At 51.7% G+C, this 14,907-nt stretch carries 21 protein-coding genes and 1 pseudogene; 14 read left to right on the plus strand and 8 right to left on the minus strand.

Annotation, left to right across the window (positions count from 1 at the left end; translation table 11 throughout):
* From ltrA to VFK44_13900, 7 genes and pseudogenes are all read left to right on the plus strand, one after another.
* Positions 1-956 (plus strand): group II intron reverse transcriptase/maturase (gene ltrA / locus VFK44_13870; protein HET7629457.1); only part of this gene is annotated, 956 nt, incomplete at its 5' end.
* Positions 957-1,195: 239 nt separating this feature from the next.
* Positions 1,196-1,621: a VOC family protein gene (locus VFK44_13875; protein ID HET7629458.1), complete on the plus strand. Its 426-nt coding sequence runs from the start codon at positions 1,196-1,198 to the stop codon at positions 1,619-1,621.
* Positions 1,622-1,751: 130 nt separating this feature from the next.
* The gene (locus tag VFK44_13880; GenBank protein ID HET7629459.1) at positions 1,752-1,919 is read left to right on the plus strand and encodes a hypothetical protein; all 168 of its coding nucleotides are present in this window, start codon (positions 1,752-1,754) and stop codon (positions 1,917-1,919) included.
* Positions 1,920-2,028: 109 nt separating this feature from the next.
* Positions 2,029-2,913: a ribokinase gene (gene rbsK, locus VFK44_13885; protein ID HET7629460.1), complete on the plus strand. Its 885-nt coding sequence runs from the start codon at positions 2,029-2,031 to the stop codon at positions 2,911-2,913.
* A gap of 107 nt (positions 2,914-3,020) precedes the next feature.
* A complete protein-coding gene (locus tag VFK44_13890; GenBank protein HET7629461.1) occupies positions 3,021-3,611 on the plus strand; it encodes a DUF2269 domain-containing protein in 591 nt (196 codons plus the stop codon).
* Between the two features lie 232 nt (positions 3,612-3,843).
* Positions 3,844-4,425: pseudogene (locus VFK44_13895) on the plus strand (histidine phosphatase family protein).
* 37 nt (positions 4,426-4,462) lie between these two features.
* Positions 4,463-4,663 carry a hypothetical protein gene (locus tag VFK44_13900; protein HET7629462.1) on the plus strand — a complete coding sequence of 67 codons (201 nt, stop codon included), beginning with the start codon at positions 4,463-4,465 and terminating at the stop codon, positions 4,661-4,663.
* A gap of 1 nt (position 4,664) precedes the next feature.
* On the opposite strand, the gene VFK44_13905 is transcribed toward VFK44_13900, so the two are convergent.
* Positions 4,665-4,865 carry a hypothetical protein gene (locus tag VFK44_13905; GenBank protein ID HET7629463.1) on the minus strand — a complete coding sequence of 67 codons (201 nt, stop codon included), beginning with the start codon at positions 4,863-4,865 and terminating at the stop codon, positions 4,665-4,667.
* A gap of 508 nt (positions 4,866-5,373) precedes the next feature.
* Here VFK44_13905 and VFK44_13910 point away from each other — a divergent pair.
* Entirely contained in the window at positions 5,374-5,580 is a 207-nt protein-coding gene (locus tag VFK44_13910; GenBank protein ID HET7629464.1) for a hypothetical protein, read from the plus strand.
* Positions 5,581-5,624: 44 nt separating this feature from the next.
* On the opposite strand, the gene VFK44_13915 is transcribed toward VFK44_13910, so the two are convergent.
* From VFK44_13915 to VFK44_13930, 4 genes are all read right to left on the minus strand, one after another.
* Positions 5,625-6,926 (minus strand): PhoH family protein, encoded by a 1,302-nt coding sequence (locus VFK44_13915; GenBank protein ID HET7629465.1) that lies wholly within the window; start codon positions 6,924-6,926, stop codon positions 5,625-5,627.
* A gap of 217 nt (positions 6,927-7,143) precedes the next feature.
* A complete protein-coding gene (locus VFK44_13920; protein HET7629466.1) occupies positions 7,144-7,641 on the minus strand; it encodes a DinB family protein in 498 nt (165 codons plus the stop codon).
* A gap of 2 nt (positions 7,642-7,643) precedes the next feature.
* Positions 7,644-8,063: a VOC family protein gene (locus tag VFK44_13925; GenBank protein HET7629467.1), complete on the minus strand. Its 420-nt coding sequence runs from the start codon at positions 8,061-8,063 to the stop codon at positions 7,644-7,646.
* 56 nt (positions 8,064-8,119) lie between these two features.
* On the minus strand, positions 8,120-8,599 hold the full coding sequence (locus tag VFK44_13930; GenBank protein HET7629468.1) for a CBO0543 family protein: 480 nt from the start codon (positions 8,597-8,599) through the stop codon (positions 8,120-8,122).
* Between the two features lie 300 nt (positions 8,600-8,899).
* On the opposite strand from VFK44_13930, the gene VFK44_13935 reads away from it, so the two are divergent.
* Positions 8,900-9,196, plus strand: a complete 297-nt coding sequence (locus tag VFK44_13935; GenBank protein ID HET7629469.1) for a DUF429 domain-containing protein — start codon at positions 8,900-8,902, stop codon at positions 9,194-9,196.
* On the opposite strand, the gene VFK44_13940 is transcribed toward VFK44_13935, so the two are convergent.
* Together VFK44_13940 and VFK44_13945 are read right to left on the minus strand one after the other, a co-directional pair.
* Positions 9,155-9,970: a sugar phosphate isomerase/epimerase family protein gene (locus VFK44_13940; GenBank protein ID HET7629470.1), complete on the minus strand. Its 816-nt coding sequence runs from the start codon at positions 9,968-9,970 to the stop codon at positions 9,155-9,157. The genes VFK44_13935 and VFK44_13940 overlap by 42 nt on opposite strands.
* Positions 9,967-11,052, minus strand: coding sequence for a Gfo/Idh/MocA family oxidoreductase (locus tag VFK44_13945; protein HET7629471.1), 1,086 nt, complete (start codon positions 11,050-11,052; stop codon positions 9,967-9,969). Before VFK44_13945 ends, VFK44_13940 begins: the two co-directional genes overlap by 4 nt.
* Positions 11,053-11,178: 126 nt before the next feature.
* Here VFK44_13945 and VFK44_13950 point away from each other — a divergent pair, with 126 nt between their 5' ends.
* The 5 genes from VFK44_13950 to VFK44_13970 are packed head-to-tail and all read left to right on the plus strand — an operon-like array spanning position 11,179 to position 13,509.
* Complete coding sequence (locus VFK44_13950) at positions 11,179-12,021, plus strand: AraC family transcriptional regulator (protein ID HET7629472.1); 843 nt, start codon at positions 11,179-11,181, stop codon at positions 12,019-12,021.
* Between the two features lie 35 nt (positions 12,022-12,056).
* The gene (locus VFK44_13955) at positions 12,057-12,509 is read left to right on the plus strand and encodes a GNAT family N-acetyltransferase (GenBank protein HET7629473.1); all 453 of its coding nucleotides are present in this window, start codon (positions 12,057-12,059) and stop codon (positions 12,507-12,509) included.
* A complete protein-coding gene (locus tag VFK44_13960; GenBank protein HET7629474.1) occupies positions 12,496-12,624 on the plus strand; it encodes a hypothetical protein in 129 nt (42 codons plus the stop codon). Before VFK44_13955 ends, VFK44_13960 begins: the two co-directional genes overlap by 14 nt.
* 25 nt (positions 12,625-12,649) lie before the next feature.
* A complete protein-coding gene (locus VFK44_13965) occupies positions 12,650-13,348 on the plus strand; it encodes an aspartate/glutamate racemase family protein (protein ID HET7629475.1) in 699 nt (232 codons plus the stop codon).
* Positions 13,345-13,509 (plus strand): hypothetical protein, encoded by a 165-nt coding sequence (locus VFK44_13970; GenBank protein HET7629476.1) that lies wholly within the window; start codon positions 13,345-13,347, stop codon positions 13,507-13,509. Before VFK44_13965 ends, VFK44_13970 begins: the two co-directional genes overlap by 4 nt.
* A gap of 31 nt (positions 13,510-13,540) precedes the next feature.
* Here the strand turns inward: VFK44_13970 and VFK44_13975 are convergent, their stop codons facing one another.
* On the minus strand, positions 13,541-14,803 hold the full coding sequence (locus tag VFK44_13975; GenBank protein ID HET7629477.1) for an SGNH/GDSL hydrolase family protein: 1,263 nt from the start codon (positions 14,801-14,803) through the stop codon (positions 13,541-13,543).
* Between the last annotated feature and the right edge of the window lie 104 nt (positions 14,804-14,907).

A 14,907-nucleotide genomic window follows, 5' to 3' on the forward strand; every position in this document is an offset into this window, starting at 1 on the left:
CGAAGATCGTGCTGGAGAGCATCTTTGAAGCAGACTTCAAAGACTGCTCCTACGGCTTTCGTCCAAAGCGAAGCGCCCACGATGCGTTGCAGAAAATCATGACGACCGTAAACAACGGGAAGATTTACTGGGTGGTCGACGTGGACATCAAAGGGTACTTCGACAACATCCCGCACGCGAAGCTAATGACCTTGGTCGAACAGCGGGTGTGTGACCGCAAGGTCCTCAAGCTGATTCGCGGGTGGCTGACGGCGGGCGTCATGAAAGATGATCAGTTTCATGAATCCGTCATCGGAAGCCCCCAAGGAGGAGTCATTTCCCCGTTGTTGGCGAACATCTACCTGAACTACCTAGATACCTTATGGGAAAAGAAGTTCTCTCATTTAGGGACCATCGTTCGTTATGCCGATGATCTAGTGGTGTTGTGCCATCGGAAAGCCGAAGCGATTGAAACCATTCAAGTCTTGAAGGCCATCTTTAAGCGAATGGAGTTGACCCTCAACACCGAGAAAAGCAAACTGGCGAACATCTGGGAAGACGACCAAGGTTTCGACTTTCTCGGCCATCATCTCCGTCGCTTGCCGGTGATGCGAAAAGGGGGAAAACGCGCCCGCATTCTCCGATGCTTTCCGTCGAAGAAAGCGATGAAGAAGATGCGTGCCAAAGTAAAAGAAGCAACGGCATCTCGCACGTTACTCCTCAAACCGATCAACGATCTGATAGAAGTGCTCAATCCGAAAATACAAGGATGGAGAAACTTTTACGCCAAAGTGGATCCGGGAGTAGCCAATCAATTTTTAACAAAGATTGATTGGTACATCCAAAGAAGGCTACTGATCTTTTGGCGGAAGAAACATAAGAAGCGTAAGCGAGGGCAAGTGAACTTCTACGAAATGCTCGCGCGAGCGGGACTGAAATCGGCAACGACTTGGCAGAGTACGTACGGCACAAGGTGAAGAACATCGGAAAGCCGTATGCGGGAAAACCGCACGTACGGTTTGATGAGGAGGGGCTGGAAACCCCAGCCCTTTACTCTACTCAGTGCAAAGAAAAATTTTAAGAAATGCACGGGAAATCGAACCTTTGCTGCGGGCAACGGCGACGGTCGAGATTGATACGTCATGCGCTATTGATCAAGTCGTGCAAATGATTGAGAATCTCGGTTCGAAATTGACCAAAAAAATGGAGGAATGAAATGAAACCGCGAATCACTGTATTGACGCTCGGCGTTGCCGATTTGGAAGCTTCATTGGTATTTTACCGGGACGGGCTTGGACTGGCGACGTGTGGCATCATCGGTCAGGAATTTGAGCATGGCGCCGTTGCCTTTTTCGATTTGCAGGCGGGCGTGAAGCTGGCGATTTGGGAAAGGAAAAACATCGCTCATGATACGGGGCTTCCCGAGACGCCGCCAAGTCCAACTGAATTTACAATTGGTCATAATGTTGGAAGCAAAGAAGAAGTGGATGAAGTGATGGCAGAAGCACGAAAAGCCGGGGCGAAAATCACCGTTGAGGCGCACGACACGTTTTGGGGAGGCTATGCTGGTTACTTTCAAGACCTTGACGGCCACCTTTGGGAGATCGTATGGAATCCGGATTGGGTGTTGGATGGAGAATGATCCCGGTATCGATTGAAATTTTGTGATCGAGCGAATGCAGGACTTCGCACGGTTATAAAATTGATGCAAGACGGACGCGGAGAAAACATGGAATGCTCCTTACGTTAATACCGATTGATGGAGGTTAAAAATGCGAAAGATCGTCGTGTTTAATTCCGTTTCTGTTGATGGTTATTTTGCGGGACCTCACGGAGAAATCGATTGGTTGATGCACGAAAGAAGCAGGCTCGACTTGCTGGAGTCGCGGACCTTCTCGTCGGGGATCGTGTTGCTTCACTATCAAGTTCCGGGTACATGACGGAAGCGGCACGGCGGAAAATGACAGATTGCGTGCTTCGTTCGACTTTTATTAAGATGTGAATCTTCGAATTTTTGATAGGTTTAAAGGATTAAGAAAGGACTTATTCATGAAACCAAAAATTACGGTAATCGGGAGTATAAATGTAGATCTCATTACGAAAGTGAATCAGTGGCCGAAGCCGGGAGAAACGATGACCGCCGATGCTTTCCTGCAAATGCATGGCGGGAAAGGCGGCAACCAAGCAGTAGCGTCGGCCAGACTTGGAGCGGACGCAGTTATGCTCGGTTGTGTGGGGGAAGATTCGTTTGGACAAGAAGCTGTCGACCATCTGAAAAATGAGAACGTCCGTGTAGACCATGTGGGGCGCATTCCGGGTGCTCATACCGGTTTGGCTTTCATTACGCTTGCTGAAAATGACAATCAAATTATTGTTGCGCCGGGAGCGAATTACGCATGTACGCCAGACTGGATTGTAAACCATGAAGAGGTGATTGCCGAAAGCGATGTCATCTTAATGCAAATGGAAATTCCGCTTCCGACGGTTGCCAAAGCGGCCGAAATCGCAAGAAAGCATGGTGTGAAAGTCATTTTAAATCCCGCTCCGTTTCAATTGATCGACAAAACCTTGTTGGCCCTCGTAGACGTTCTTACGCCGAATGAGCATGAGTATGCTCAGTTGAAACCTTCACTTAGTGACTTTACTGGGGATTTGATTGTGACGCGCGGCGACAAAGGCGTGGCATTCATAAAAAACGATCAGGAAATAGTGAAGCCCGGTTATCAAGTTGAAGTTGTCGATACGACAGGGGCAGGAGACACCTTCAATGGGGCACTGGCAGCCAAGTGGGCGGAAACCGGGTCATTGGAAGCCGCCATTGATTTCGCGATTGTCGCCAGTGCGCTATCCGTCACAAAATCCGGTGCGCAAGGAGGAATGCCGACATTGAAAGACATACATGCATTCACAGAAACAAGAAGAACGCGAGAATGAGTGCTCGTGATTCCGTAATATCAGACTCTGGTCGCAGTTGAACTCCTCCCAGAACCGGTTTGCCAAGCAGGCCGGTTCTTTTATAGTTAGGGAAAGGGGGGACGATGATGATCATCGGTATCGTCTTTGGCACGTTGTTCGTCATCTCGGCTGTCACGCTGGGCATCACTTGGCTCGGGAAAAAGTTAAGCGGCAAACTGAGCGTAAAGCGAAAGCGTTGGTGGGTGTTTGGCCATCTTGCAGCGGTCATCGTCTATTTTTGCGGCGTGGGCGGATCGCTGACGCTCGCGTTGCTGGTAAATTTTTTATCCGATGAGGCATTGATCTATGCAGCTCATTATTTGATTCAATATTTCGATTGGTTTTTGATCATTCCAGGTGCGTTCGGGTCGCTTATCACGGGTATATGGTTGTCGGTGCGGTCGAATTGGGGTGGCCTGACGCGGTATCATTGGATTTTTGTAAAATGGCTCGGGAACATCGCGGCGATTCTTTTCGGCAGCATTTTCATTCGGGAATGGATTCACAAAAGCATTCAGTATGCCATGGAACATCCGAAAGAGAACCCAGCTTTTTGGGTGAACCACGACTTGTTGCTCGCTGTGACAGCGGCAATGTTTGCCCTTCTCTTGTTTTTGACGGGCATTTCGGTCTTCAAACCGTGGGGAACGCGGCGCCGCTTTCGATCAGTAAAATAATCGGGCTCAGCGCAACCCTGAATCGACCGGGCGAACTTTCACAGGGGTACCGTCGACGGGCTTTAATTTACAGATAAAACCTTTTACGTTGCTTTGCCGGGATAGGATCCGCCTGAAGCTGGATTTATAGGGGGCTTTCATGACAAGCATCGGCGTTTTTGTCGCCGTTATCGATGAAGACATTTTATGTGTGAAAATCAACTAAGGCCACAGTTTTTACGGAGGGATGACCATGACACGAATTACGTTTGTCAGGCACGGAAGTACTTATTGGAACGAAGAAGGACGCGCGCAAGGACACAGCAACAGTTCGTTAAACGAAGCGGGCAAGCAGCAAGCGAAGCAGCTGGCTGAAAGATTCCGCGGGGAACAATGGGATGCGGTCTATGCAAGCGATTTGTTGCGGACGAGGCAAACCGCAGAAATTTAACAAAACGAATTAGGATTTTCGGATCTAAAATTTGATGAGCGGTTGCGCGAAATGAGAGGCGGCTTAATTGAAGGCACAACGGAAGCTGAACGCATTGAAAAGTGGGGAGAAGGGTGGCGGGAACGCGATTTAGGCTTGGAAACGCGTGAAGAAGGAGCTTCACGAGGGAAGGCGTTCATCGATCAAATCGTCCATGACCCAGCCGACAACGTTTTGGTTGTCAGCCACGGTGCGATTCTCCGGCATCTTTTAAAAGCGCTCGTTCCTGATCTTGACGTAGAAGAGCGGCTCGACAATACAGCCGTTTCTGTACTCCATTACGAGAATGGGACTTTTACCTGCGAGCGGTATAACTGTACGAAGCATTTGCAATCGCAAGACTGAGAGGTCATGGCCTTTAAGTTCAGAATCATTGTTTCAGGTGACAGCCTGGATCGAAAGACGGCGAAAGCGTGTCGACGAATACAAAAATGCGATTGCTGTATACACAACCGCTCAACCGACTGCGTTTTGGAGCCGCTGCGATTTAAGCTTCGAAATCGTCTCGCAGGTAAGCGGCGTGTTATGGCAAGGAAAAAAGACACGGGACGATGAAGTGTTGTATTGGCGGTTTGAGGATTGAATCACATGCCGAACCACGTCGAAGACACAGCGGAAAGGAATATAATGGCAAATAGGGCAATTGGCATCATTTGTACATGTTTTGCTCCAATCGTGCCGGCTTTTGCTCCAATCGAAGCGGTTTTGGCGCAAAAGAACGCTAGTTTCGCTCCAATCAACCCCATTTTCGCTCCAATCAACGCTTGAATCTGTGGATAACTCATTTCCGAACCTCTCAAACCGTGTTTTCGCTAAGCGGTTTCTGTGAAAATCGAACGAAAAAGCAAAAAGTCTCCGTAAATGACACGCATCCGGGATAGAAATCGTGTCATCGAGGCGTGATATGGACCCCGTGGACACGATCTGGCGATGCATCAACCGAAAACGATAGCCGCCAAGAACTTGGTTGTTTTGTTTTGCTCCAATCGTGCCGGTTTTTGCTCCAATCGAAGTGGTTTTGGCGCAAAAGAACGCTAGTTTTGCTCCAATCAACCTCATTTTTGCTCCAATCATCGCTTGAATCTGTGGATAACTCATTTCCGAACCTCACCTGACGTGCTCAACCAAGCGGAATCAGCGAAAATCGAACGAAAAAAGCAGAAAATCTCGTCAAAAGACACGCATCCGGGATAGAAATTGTGTCATCGAGGTGTGATATGGACCCCGTGGACACGATCCGACGTTGCACCAACCGAAAACGATAGCCGCCAATGACTTGGCGCCAGCGAGGCATTGTTTGTTGACGTCGTTGACGCTTTCATTTTTTTTGCCGGCGCTTTGCTCGTGACCGGCGATCCGGCAAGCGGGAACGCGTACCGTCGGTCGCAAAAGAGACGCATGGTGAAAAAGTTCGCGTGGATCGCGGCAGCAAGCGGGGCAATGTCAAAAGGCGGTCATTTCGGCTTGCTGTACAAGGGCACTCCGCCTTCTTCCGGATAATGCAAAAAGCCGCTCCGTTGTATAGGAGCGGCCGAAGGGGCTTATTATAGCAGCCGAACGATGTCTTGCACGAGCGGGGAGCGTTCGACCCGGGAGAAATGCAGGTGGGCGGCTAAAGCGCTCGTTTTCATCCGTTCAACCGCGTAGACGAGCCCGTTCGATTGCGGTGTCAAAAAGGGGTGGTCGATTTGATTGTCGGTCGGATCGCCGATGAGGACGATTTTCGAGTTGCGGCCGACCCGTGTTAAGATCGCTTTCATTTCGTGCGGGGTCAAGTTTTGCGCTTCGTCAACGATGATGAATTGGTTTTCCCACGTTCGGCCGCGGACGTAAGTCAAGGCTTCGATTTCGACGCGTCCTTTGTCGGTGAACCGTTCGAGCAAATCTTTCGAAGAAGCAAATTCGCCTTCTTTTAAATATAACGTCTTTAAGTTGTCGACAAACGGGGAAATCCACGGGCGCATTTTTTCTTCTTTTTCTCCAGGAAGGGCGCCGATGTCTTTGCCCATCCCGACCATCGGCCGTGTGATCAGCATGGAATGAAACTTCCCGAGACGAACGAAGTGGTCACCGACGGTCATGGCCAGCAACGTTTTTCCGGTGCCGGCGTCTCCGGAGATGGTCACCATCGGAATTTGCGGATCCACGAGCATCGAAAAAGCGAGATGCTGATCGCGGCTGCGCGGTTTGATTTTCATTTCAGGAAGCGGTTCGGATAGAAGCAGGTGTTGTTTCTTAACGATGGCTAGCGCCGTTTGCTTAGGATTGAGGGCAGAAGTCAGCTGAACGAATTGATTTTCGTAGAGGTCCGTTTCCGTCGGCACGGAAGCGAGCGGGAGTTTTTGATTGAGATAAAAGGTTTCGATCAAGTCGGCGTCGACGACGAGTTCACAAAAACCCGTGTACAGTTCGTGGACGCGATCGTTCGTGTAGTCTTCGACGTGGATATCCCGCTTCATGGCGCGAATGCGCAGCGGGCGGTCTTTCGTGACGAGAATGGCTTTTTCATGGGCAGCCACCCATTTCAACAAGTAATGATCGGCATATACTTTTGCATCTTCTTCGTGGTCATGGAGAATGAGGCGGCCGTCCTGCTTTGGCAGCCGGATGACGGTCCATGTATGGCCGTCGTCTTCTTTCACTTTGTCGTAGTTGCCTTCGCTGATCAAGCGTTCCAAACGCTGAAACACGAGATTGCATGCCCACCCCACGCCGTTGCCCCGGCTTTTTAGTTTGTCCAGTTCTTCATAAACCGGCGCCAGTACAACGACGTCGTGCTCTTCAAAGCGAAAAATGCTGTCTGGATCGTGAATGAGCACATTCGTATCCAGAACAAATGTCTTCACGGGTTTGTTCGGCAACTGTTTCAGGGTGCATCGTTCCCTTCTGCAATGGATTGGTGCGATTATACTTAAATTATATCGAAATTTGCATAATATTCAACAAATTTTTCGTTGAGGAATCGTTACGGTGAAACAGTGTAAAACGAAGCGGAAGTAACAAAATTTTGCTTTTTCAGTGGCTGCCGTCAATCGTTGCCGCGTCGTCATTCCTGGAACAATTTTATAAAAATTTCTTGACGTCCAACGGAGAAATCAAATCGGTATCTTCCGGCACATAACCCATTTGTCGGCTCATGGATACAATCTGGCCTTTATGGTGAAATTCATGCGTCATCGTGTGCGTCAACAGCCAAAGCGGAGTCAGTTCTTCGACTTCGTCGTTTTCCTCAATTTTTCTCGGAAGGATCGTGTCCCATTTTCCCTCATATCTACGAAGAAATTGCTCAACGAGCCCATCAACGCGGTCAAACACTGTTCGCATTTCCTGAACTTGGCTGACGGAATCGGGAGCGACAAACTGAGGTTCTTCATTCAACCCCTCCGAACGCAGCCAGCCTTCATAGCAGTTGGCGACGTGAACATGCAAATAACGAATGGACCAACCGCCAAATCCTTCATGCTCTTTTAAGTAATCTTCCAACGTCAACGTTTCACAATAACGGAACAGACTTTGCCGCGTCACCTTAATCCAATCGTATTGCTTGGCCATCACATCCATGTTCATTTCTCCTCCGAATTTTCTGCAATTATTTCAAAAAAAGTGATTAAATTATTGTCGGGATCGGTCACGCCGAATTCGCGCTCGCCCCACCACTGATTACGAATGTGGGCGTTCGGGTGCAGGATGCCTTGAGGTTTCATGCGTTCGTACCATTCGTTAATGCCGCACACTTCGATTCGGCAGCTCGCCGTACCCGCGATGTACGATTCGGCACCCGAGACAACAGGAGCCGCATGTTCTCGCTTGCGCCAGCTTTCGTCGCCGGCCAGCCAGAGGTGGAGGTGCACGGTGTTACATGCCAATACCGCGAATCCCTCTTCTTGGAAGACAACAGTGAATCCGAGTTGATTTTTATAAAATTTGACGCTCTCCTTCATGTGCTTCACCGGCAATGCCGGAATCGCTCGCTTCATGTGCATCGTTATTCCCCTCTTTTTTATTGAGTGTAGCATAGTTTGATCTTCATGAGGCGGAATTACGGGTTTCGCTCGAACTTCTTTCGGAAAAACCACTTGTAAAATATTCTCGACAAAAGAAAGGTCACAAGAAGCGAAACCCACGTGCATAACCAGTTCCACTGGATGTAATGGATTAAGTTCGTATGTTGTTCCAGCCATACTTCAGCCAAAGTCATCCAAGTAGAGAAGAATACGTACCAGCCGATTTTATGAAAAACCGATCGGTTCTCTGGAAACCTTAACACGAAGATGACGCACATCGCCGGATAGATGAAATATTCGAAAGAAAAGCTCGATGCCGTTGCGTATTTGAATAGGCGGACGGGATACTCGATCAAATCAAATTCGACGACGATCAAGCCAAGCATCCATGTCATCAATTGCTTAAAGAAAAAGACGACCAACGCCTCACGAACTTCACTTTTGTGAGTGAGAAGAACGGCCGCGAGAATGGACAAAATACTCGTGGCGATAAGGATGATCCAATCTGAAGGCATGCCGATGCTCCTTTGTCTTAATTGCTATTAGGTTTGCCGAAAAACGCTCGCAACAACCGGAAGTTTAGGGTTCTTTTTCGATTCAAATTTACAACTTAACGATGGAGAATGTTGGACTTGTCTCTTTGGAAATGAAGAATGGAATATCGCAAATCGTTGAGGCAAAAGCAGGCTCGTCCCAACATTCAAGCGAAGCCGTGCTTTTCGAATGGCTTGAAGGGATGCATGACCAAGTGCTGATTGGTTTTGAATCGCTTGGCCGTTCGACTTTTGCATCACAGTTGGTTGCCCGCTCGGCGGATGACGGACTGCGAAGTGTATCCCGCGGCATGGCTGCTTTCGGAAGGGTTGTCAGACAAATTTTATAAAAAAAACAAAGAACCCCGCGAGCAAATCGTCCAGCATTTGGAGAAACGGATCGGTTTCGCTGCGGGATTGAAAGCATCGCTTGTCGCTTCGGACCATGTGCTCGATGCCGCGCTCTGTTGCTTGGCGGGCGTTGATTTTCTTGATGGAAAATGTTGTCCGCCGCCGCCGGATAGCGATGAACGCACGCTACGTAAGGAAGGTTGGATTTGGGTGAAGCAACGTCTTTAAGTGACGAATCGAGCGCCGGACGTCTTCGGTCATCGTTCGCTTCGGCTGCATCGATTGCGGATGCCATAATTCGAGCGAAAGCCAGCCTTCGTAAGCATTAAGCTCGGGCAGCGCCATGAGCGCAGCGATGTCGATTTCGCCTTCCAGCAAGTCCTCGGTCGGCGTCACGCCGACCTGGTTGCGGAAATGGAAGGCGAAAATGCGGTCCGCATGGGCGCGAGCCCATGCGAGCGGATCGCAGCCGGCGGCATGCGCCCAGCCGATGTCGACGCACAAGCCGACCTGAGGGTCGGCGTAGGCGGTGACAGAGCGCAAGTCGCCTTGCGCGTTAGCGCGGTCTGCGGCGTGGTTATGCATGCACAGCCGCAAACCGTAAGGTTTGAGGATTTCGGCGATGCGCGAGAGGTTCTCGCCTTGCTGCATGAGCTCGCTTTCTGTTTTCGCGGCGGGCTGCTTCCAATCGAGCGGATCGGCGTTGATGAGGAAGTCGCTGCCGCCGGCAGCGGCGAGGCGTTCGGCGAACGGCCGCACGTTCCGGTCGGCGTCGATAGACGCGAACGGAACGTGCAGCGGGAGGCCGACGTAGGTCGCGGACACGCGCAGGCCGTGGGAGCGAGCGAGAGCGAGCTTGTCAGAGGAGGCGTCGATTTCGACAGCGTCGAGGCTGGCTTCCGCGCATGCGCGGAAGATGGCATCCCAGTCGGGCGCTTTGCCGTCCCGCTTCCAGCGTTCCGTCCAGCCGTACATGTTCGTGGAATAGCCGAGAATGTTCATCGAACCGCTCCTTCAGCGAAAGTAATTGTCTGCTTTTCGCAGGTTTTTTCCGCGTCATACAAAGCACGAATCACCTCAAACAGCTTCAGCGCTTTCTCATTGATGTTCGCTTCGGCGGTGATGCCGTGAATTTTATTGTAAAAATGCAGCATCGGGTTATCCATGATCGTAAATTCGCTTTTCGGCCCGGTGTCGAGTTCCTCGACGACCAGCTTGCCGTCCTCGTCGTACCTCCGAAACACCGGCTGGCGCGAATCGAACGGCGTCCAGCTCACCGACCCTTTCGTTCCTTCGATTTCAGCCCGCACATAACCTTCCCCGTGCGCGCACGTCGCGCGCTCGTAATGCACATGCACCGGCTTCGTCTCCCGATAGAACGTCATCACCGCCCCGACATGCGTCTCCACGTCAAACGGCGTATCCTGCGGATCCGCCGCCGTGACCGGCTTCGCCGTCCACGCCGCGTTCACTTCGACTCGCTCCGGCCGGAGCATGTCGTCGAGCGTCGCGAAGTCGTACGGCCCCCAGTCCATCAGCACGCCGCCGCCGCTTTTCGCCGAATCGAGGAACCAGCGGCTTTCCGGCTGATATTCGATCCCCGCGCGGCTGCGCTCCCACTTGTTCACGAACGTCACATGATACACGTCGCCTAACGCGCCGGACGCTATGACCCGTTTCACCGTTTCCATATGGCGCATGCCTTTGAAGCGCACGCTGCAGCAGCCGAGCCACCGCCCGGCGGCTTCCGCCGCCCGCACCATCTCCTTCGCTTCGCTCACATTCATCGCCAGCGGCTTCTCGCACAGCACGTGGCGCCCGCTGGCGAACCCAAGCTTCGCCGCCGCCGCGTGCGCCGCCGGCGGCGTCGCCGCGATGACTACGTCATCTTCGCGTGCGGCTTCCGCCGCCAACATCGCTTCCGCGTCACTGAACGGCTTCGCCTCCGGGAACCGCTCCGCGAATTTTTTCAACGCCGCTTTATTTATGTCTGCGACTCGCAGCTCGACCGGCTCCGGCAGTTTTCTACACGCTTCCGCGTGCGTATGGCCGATCACGCCGGCCCCAATGATGTACACCCGCATCGTCGTCACCTCGATTTTTTACCCATCCTATCACGTTCGCCAAGTCACGGCTCTTCATTTTGTTGCAGGAACTCCTCATTCCGTCCGCGAAAACTATACGTATACTTTTTCTGGGAGGCAATCGGTTTGTACGTCGAGCATTTACATTTGCGGCGATCCTTTGCGTTTTTCCGAAGCGTCGGCTCACACGAACCACACGATTTGCATGTGCACGATTGCCTTGAAGTCGGTGTGTTGCTGAAAAATACGCTTATGTATCGCTTTGGGGACAAGACGTATCGCGGGGAGCCGGGGGACGTGTTTCTTTGCCGGCCGTTTGAGCCGCATTGGAGTTACGCTGAACCCAATCGGCCGTTTGAATCGATCATTCTGCTGTTTACGCCGGGGATCGCAAGAAAGTTTCCGGACGGCAGCCGGTTATTGGCGCCGTTTTATACGAATAAAGGGGTGCTTCCGGTGATCCGAGCCGAAACTTCGCACGCCAAAGCGATCAAACATGCTGCTTGTCAGGCGATGACGGCACAAGAGGAAGAAGAACCGGCTTGGCAAACCCGTCAGTACAAATGTTTGATTGACATTCTTCTGCATGTGCACGAATGGGCGGCGGAGTCGCAAGGGACGGAATCCGTCGTTTTGGCGGAAATTGCCGAAGCGGTCGGCTTGATGCTGGAAGATTTCAGAAGGCCGCAAGACATTGACGGGCTCGCGAAGCGGGCAGGTATGGGGCGGACGTTGTTTTTCGAGGAATTCCGGGTGCTTACCGGCCTCACGCCAAGCGTCTTTCTCACGCGATTGCGCCTCCAATATGCGATGGATTTATTGCGAACGACGAACGAAACGGTTCTTGAGATCGCCGGGGAAAGCGGATTTCAGTCGCTCAGCACGTTCAACAAACAGTTCAAGCGGTACACCGGGGATTCGCCGCGGACGTATCGGCAGCAACAAAAGGCTGGCCCCTCGCGGGATTAGCCCACATTTACGAATCTACGAAACCGGGTGAAGTCATGAAAATCGCAATCCGACCATACGAACCAAAAGATCTCGAAGCATTGACGGAAATCATCACGGAATTCAGCTCTCCAACGACTGTCGAAGAAATGCGTGAGCGAATGCAGCGAATCGAAGCGAATCCAATGTATGCGACGTTCATCGCTATTTATGAATGTGAAGCTGCAGGAATGGCAGGCGTTCGGCTGCATGCGACTTACACGGGCAACCGTTTGAAAACACAAATTTCCACGATCGTGACGAAGGAGGCGTACCGCCGACGAGGGGTGGCAGGTGCACTTGTCGCGCACATCGAAAAGTGGGCACAGGAGCAAGGCTCCGATTTCCTCTACTTGATGAGCGGAAAGGGGGACCACCGCGCCGCTGCCCGCCAATTTTATAAAAATCATGGGTTTGACATCACCGGCTATCGTTTTGTGAAGAAACTAAAGGGGGATGACGAAATTTGAAGGCCAACTGGATGAGTATACAAAGTTAAAATTGTTGGAACCGCGGCACGCCGAAGCGCTGTGTGTGAAGTGGATGTACGGACAATTCATCGACCATAAAATTTACGCCGCATAACGCGAAGAGTGAGGAGATTAACGTGATGAAAACGATTGGCTTGATTGGCGGGATGAGCTGGGAATCGACGCAAGTGTACTACCGGATTCTTAATGAAAAAATGAAGGAGAAGCTCGGCGGATCCCATTCTTGCGAATGCATTTTGTATTCGGTCGATTTCGCAGAAGTCGAGCGGCTGCAGCACGAAGGAAATTGGGACGCGTTAGCCCGGCAGCTGACGGATATTGCGATAAAATTGCAAGCCGCTGGCGCCGAATTGATTTTGATCGGCACGAACACGATGCACAAAAATTTCGACACGATTCAAAAGCAAGTGGATGCGCCGCTGTTGCATATTGCGGACACGGCTGCGGACGCGATTGTGGAGCAAAGGATGAAGCGTGTCGGCTTGATCGGCACCCGGTTCACGATGGAACAAGATTTTTACGCCGATCGGCTGCGGGATCACGGAATCGAAGTCGTCATTCCGGATGTGAAAGCCAGAATGGCGATCCATGAGGTGATTTTTTTCGAGTTGACGAAAGGCATCATCAGCGACGTGTCGAGAAGAAAATTGCAAAACATCGTTGACAATTTGGAAAAGAAAGGCGCCGAAGGTGTCGTGCTCGGTTGCACCGAGCTTCCAATGCTGCTCGACCAACAACACAGCCGTCTGCCGCTGTTCGATACGACGCGGCTGCATGCGGAAGCCGCAGTGAACGCCGCATTAAGGAAACATCCATGATTTTGTTTTTCCCGCTTTCGGTTTGTACGTTCCTCGTCGCGCGGTTGTTCAGTTTGTTCGGCGGAAAATGGAGTCCTTTTGCAAAAACGGGCTGGAAGCTCGATCTTGCGGTTTCGTTCGGGCAGTCGCTGGTCATTACCGCACTCGTTTATTGGCTGTAAAAAAAGCGCGAGCCTCAAATCAGGCTCGCCTTCATTTCTGCAACATCGAAAGGTCAACAGCCTCAGCCATCGCTTTGTAGCCGGCGTCGCTCGGATGAAGGTGATCGCCGGAATCGTATGCGGGCAACAAGTGCAGCGGATGCTCCGGATCGCGCAGCGCTTTCTCGAAATCGATGACGCCGTCGAACGCGCCGCTCGTGCGAATCCACTCGTTCAACGCTTCACGTGTTTTTTCGCCTTGCGGCGTATAATACCCTGGCCGCGCCCCTTCGAACGGCAAAAGCGTGCCGATGTAAATGTTTAGTCCATGACCGTGGGCTTCTTGAATGATTTCTTTCATGCCAAAGATGATTTCTTGCGCATGAAAGTTGTGCGAAATGCCGATGTCGTTAATGCCTTCAAGCAAAATGACGTCGGTAACACCGGATCGGGTGAGAACGTCACGGTTCAACCGCTCTAACGCGCTTTCGCCATGTCTCACGGTGTCTTGCAAAAATTGGTTCCCGGAAATGCCGGCATTGAGCACCGACATCGACGAACCGTTCGCGTGCAGGCGCTCGGCCAGGAAATCCGGCCAACGATGGTTCGCATTCAACGTCGAATGCACGCCGTCGGTGATCGAGTCGCCGAGCACGACGACGGCTCCATCGACTGGACGATCGACTTTCACGTCGACGCCGTCGAGCCAAAACCATGCGTTCACTTTTTTATGAAACGCCGCGCCGTTCGTCTGGTTGCCTTCGGCAACGTATGTCGTGGCACTCGAAACGGCGTGCCATGTGGCGGGACCGCTTTCGCCCGGCACATATACGCTTACGGCGATGTCACTTCCTACCGCGACCGGCAACGACACCGCATCGCTCACAATCGTTGCCCCAACCGGAATCTTCACCGATCCGGCCCCGTCAAACGTGACCGGCCGGTCACTTCCTGATGCGGTTTCCGCCCCGTCGCCCGCAATCGCCACATGCACTTCGCCCAGCGTCAGCGGTTTTTCGCCGTACTGATTGGAAAGCCGAATTCGTAAAGCTTCACCCGCCAAATGCGGGTGAATCATCATGCGAACGGTTTCGTTGTGAAACCCTCTATCGGAAATGCCGCCGGGCCGCGGCGGCTGCTGGCTTGCTTCCCACGCCCCGATCCACTGCGTCATTCCTGACAATTTTACAGCGTTGGTTCTCTGTTCTCCATCGGACGCCAAACTGGCAATGCCGATCGTGAATGCAATCATGAAAGCGATGAGTACTGCTGTTAAGACGCGCAATCTGTTGCGGGCCGATTGTTCTTTGGACAATGCTTTCCTTCTCCCTTAAATGCGGTTGTCATCGAACTGAAATAAAGGTAACCTTAATATAAAATTTAACAAAATTCCTAATGTTATCGACATAGGTCTTTCGT

This window comes from Bacillales bacterium, assembly GCA_035700025.1.
Taxonomy (GTDB): Bacteria; Bacillota; Bacilli; order Bacillales; family DASSOY01; genus DASSOY01.

What these genes read in the sequence shown, in the direction of transcription:
- VFK44_13890 (HET7629461.1), top strand. Translation starts at nt 3,021, where the DNA reads ATGATCATCGGTATCGTCTTTGGCACGTTGTTCGTCATCTCGGCTGTC.
- VFK44_13925 (HET7629467.1), bottom strand. Translation starts at nt 8,063, where the DNA reads ATGCACATGAAGCGAGCGATTCCGGCATTGCCGGTGAAGCACATGAAG.
- VFK44_13920 (HET7629466.1), bottom strand. Translation starts at nt 7,641, where the DNA reads ATGGATGTGATGGCCAAGCAATACGATTGGATTAAGGTGACGCGGCAA.
- rbsK (HET7629460.1), top strand. Translation starts at nt 2,029, where the DNA reads ATGAAACCAAAAATTACGGTAATCGGGAGTATAAATGTAGATCTCATT.
- VFK44_13945 (HET7629471.1), bottom strand. Translation starts at nt 11,052, where the DNA reads ATGCGGGTGTACATCATTGGGGCCGGCGTGATCGGCCATACGCACGCG.
- VFK44_13905 (HET7629463.1), bottom strand. Translation starts at nt 4,865, where the DNA reads ATGAGTTATCCACAGATTCAAGCGTTGATTGGAGCGAAAATGGGGTTG.
- VFK44_13880 (HET7629459.1), top strand. Translation starts at nt 1,752, where the DNA reads ATGCGAAAGATCGTCGTGTTTAATTCCGTTTCTGTTGATGGTTATTTT.
- VFK44_13935 (HET7629469.1), top strand. Translation starts at nt 8,900, where the DNA reads ATGACGGACTGCGAAGTGTATCCCGCGGCATGGCTGCTTTCGGAAGGG.
- VFK44_13940 (HET7629470.1), bottom strand. Translation starts at nt 9,970, where the DNA reads ATGAACATTCTCGGCTATTCCACGAACATGTACGGCTGGACGGAACGC.
- VFK44_13875 (HET7629458.1), top strand. Translation starts at nt 1,196, where the DNA reads ATGAAACCGCGAATCACTGTATTGACGCTCGGCGTTGCCGATTTGGAA.
- VFK44_13970 (HET7629476.1), top strand. Translation starts at nt 13,345, where the DNA reads ATGATTTTGTTTTTCCCGCTTTCGGTTTGTACGTTCCTCGTCGCGCGG.
- VFK44_13960 (HET7629474.1), top strand. Translation starts at nt 12,496, where the DNA reads ATGACGAAATTTGAAGGCCAACTGGATGAGTATACAAAGTTAAAATTG.
- VFK44_13930 (HET7629468.1), bottom strand. Translation starts at nt 8,599, where the DNA reads ATGCCTTCAGATTGGATCATCCTTATCGCCACGAGTATTTTGTCCATT.
- VFK44_13955 (HET7629473.1), top strand. Translation starts at nt 12,057, where the DNA reads ATGAAAATCGCAATCCGACCATACGAACCAAAAGATCTCGAAGCATTG.
- VFK44_13965 (HET7629475.1), top strand. Translation starts at nt 12,650, where the DNA reads ATGAAAACGATTGGCTTGATTGGCGGGATGAGCTGGGAATCGACGCAA.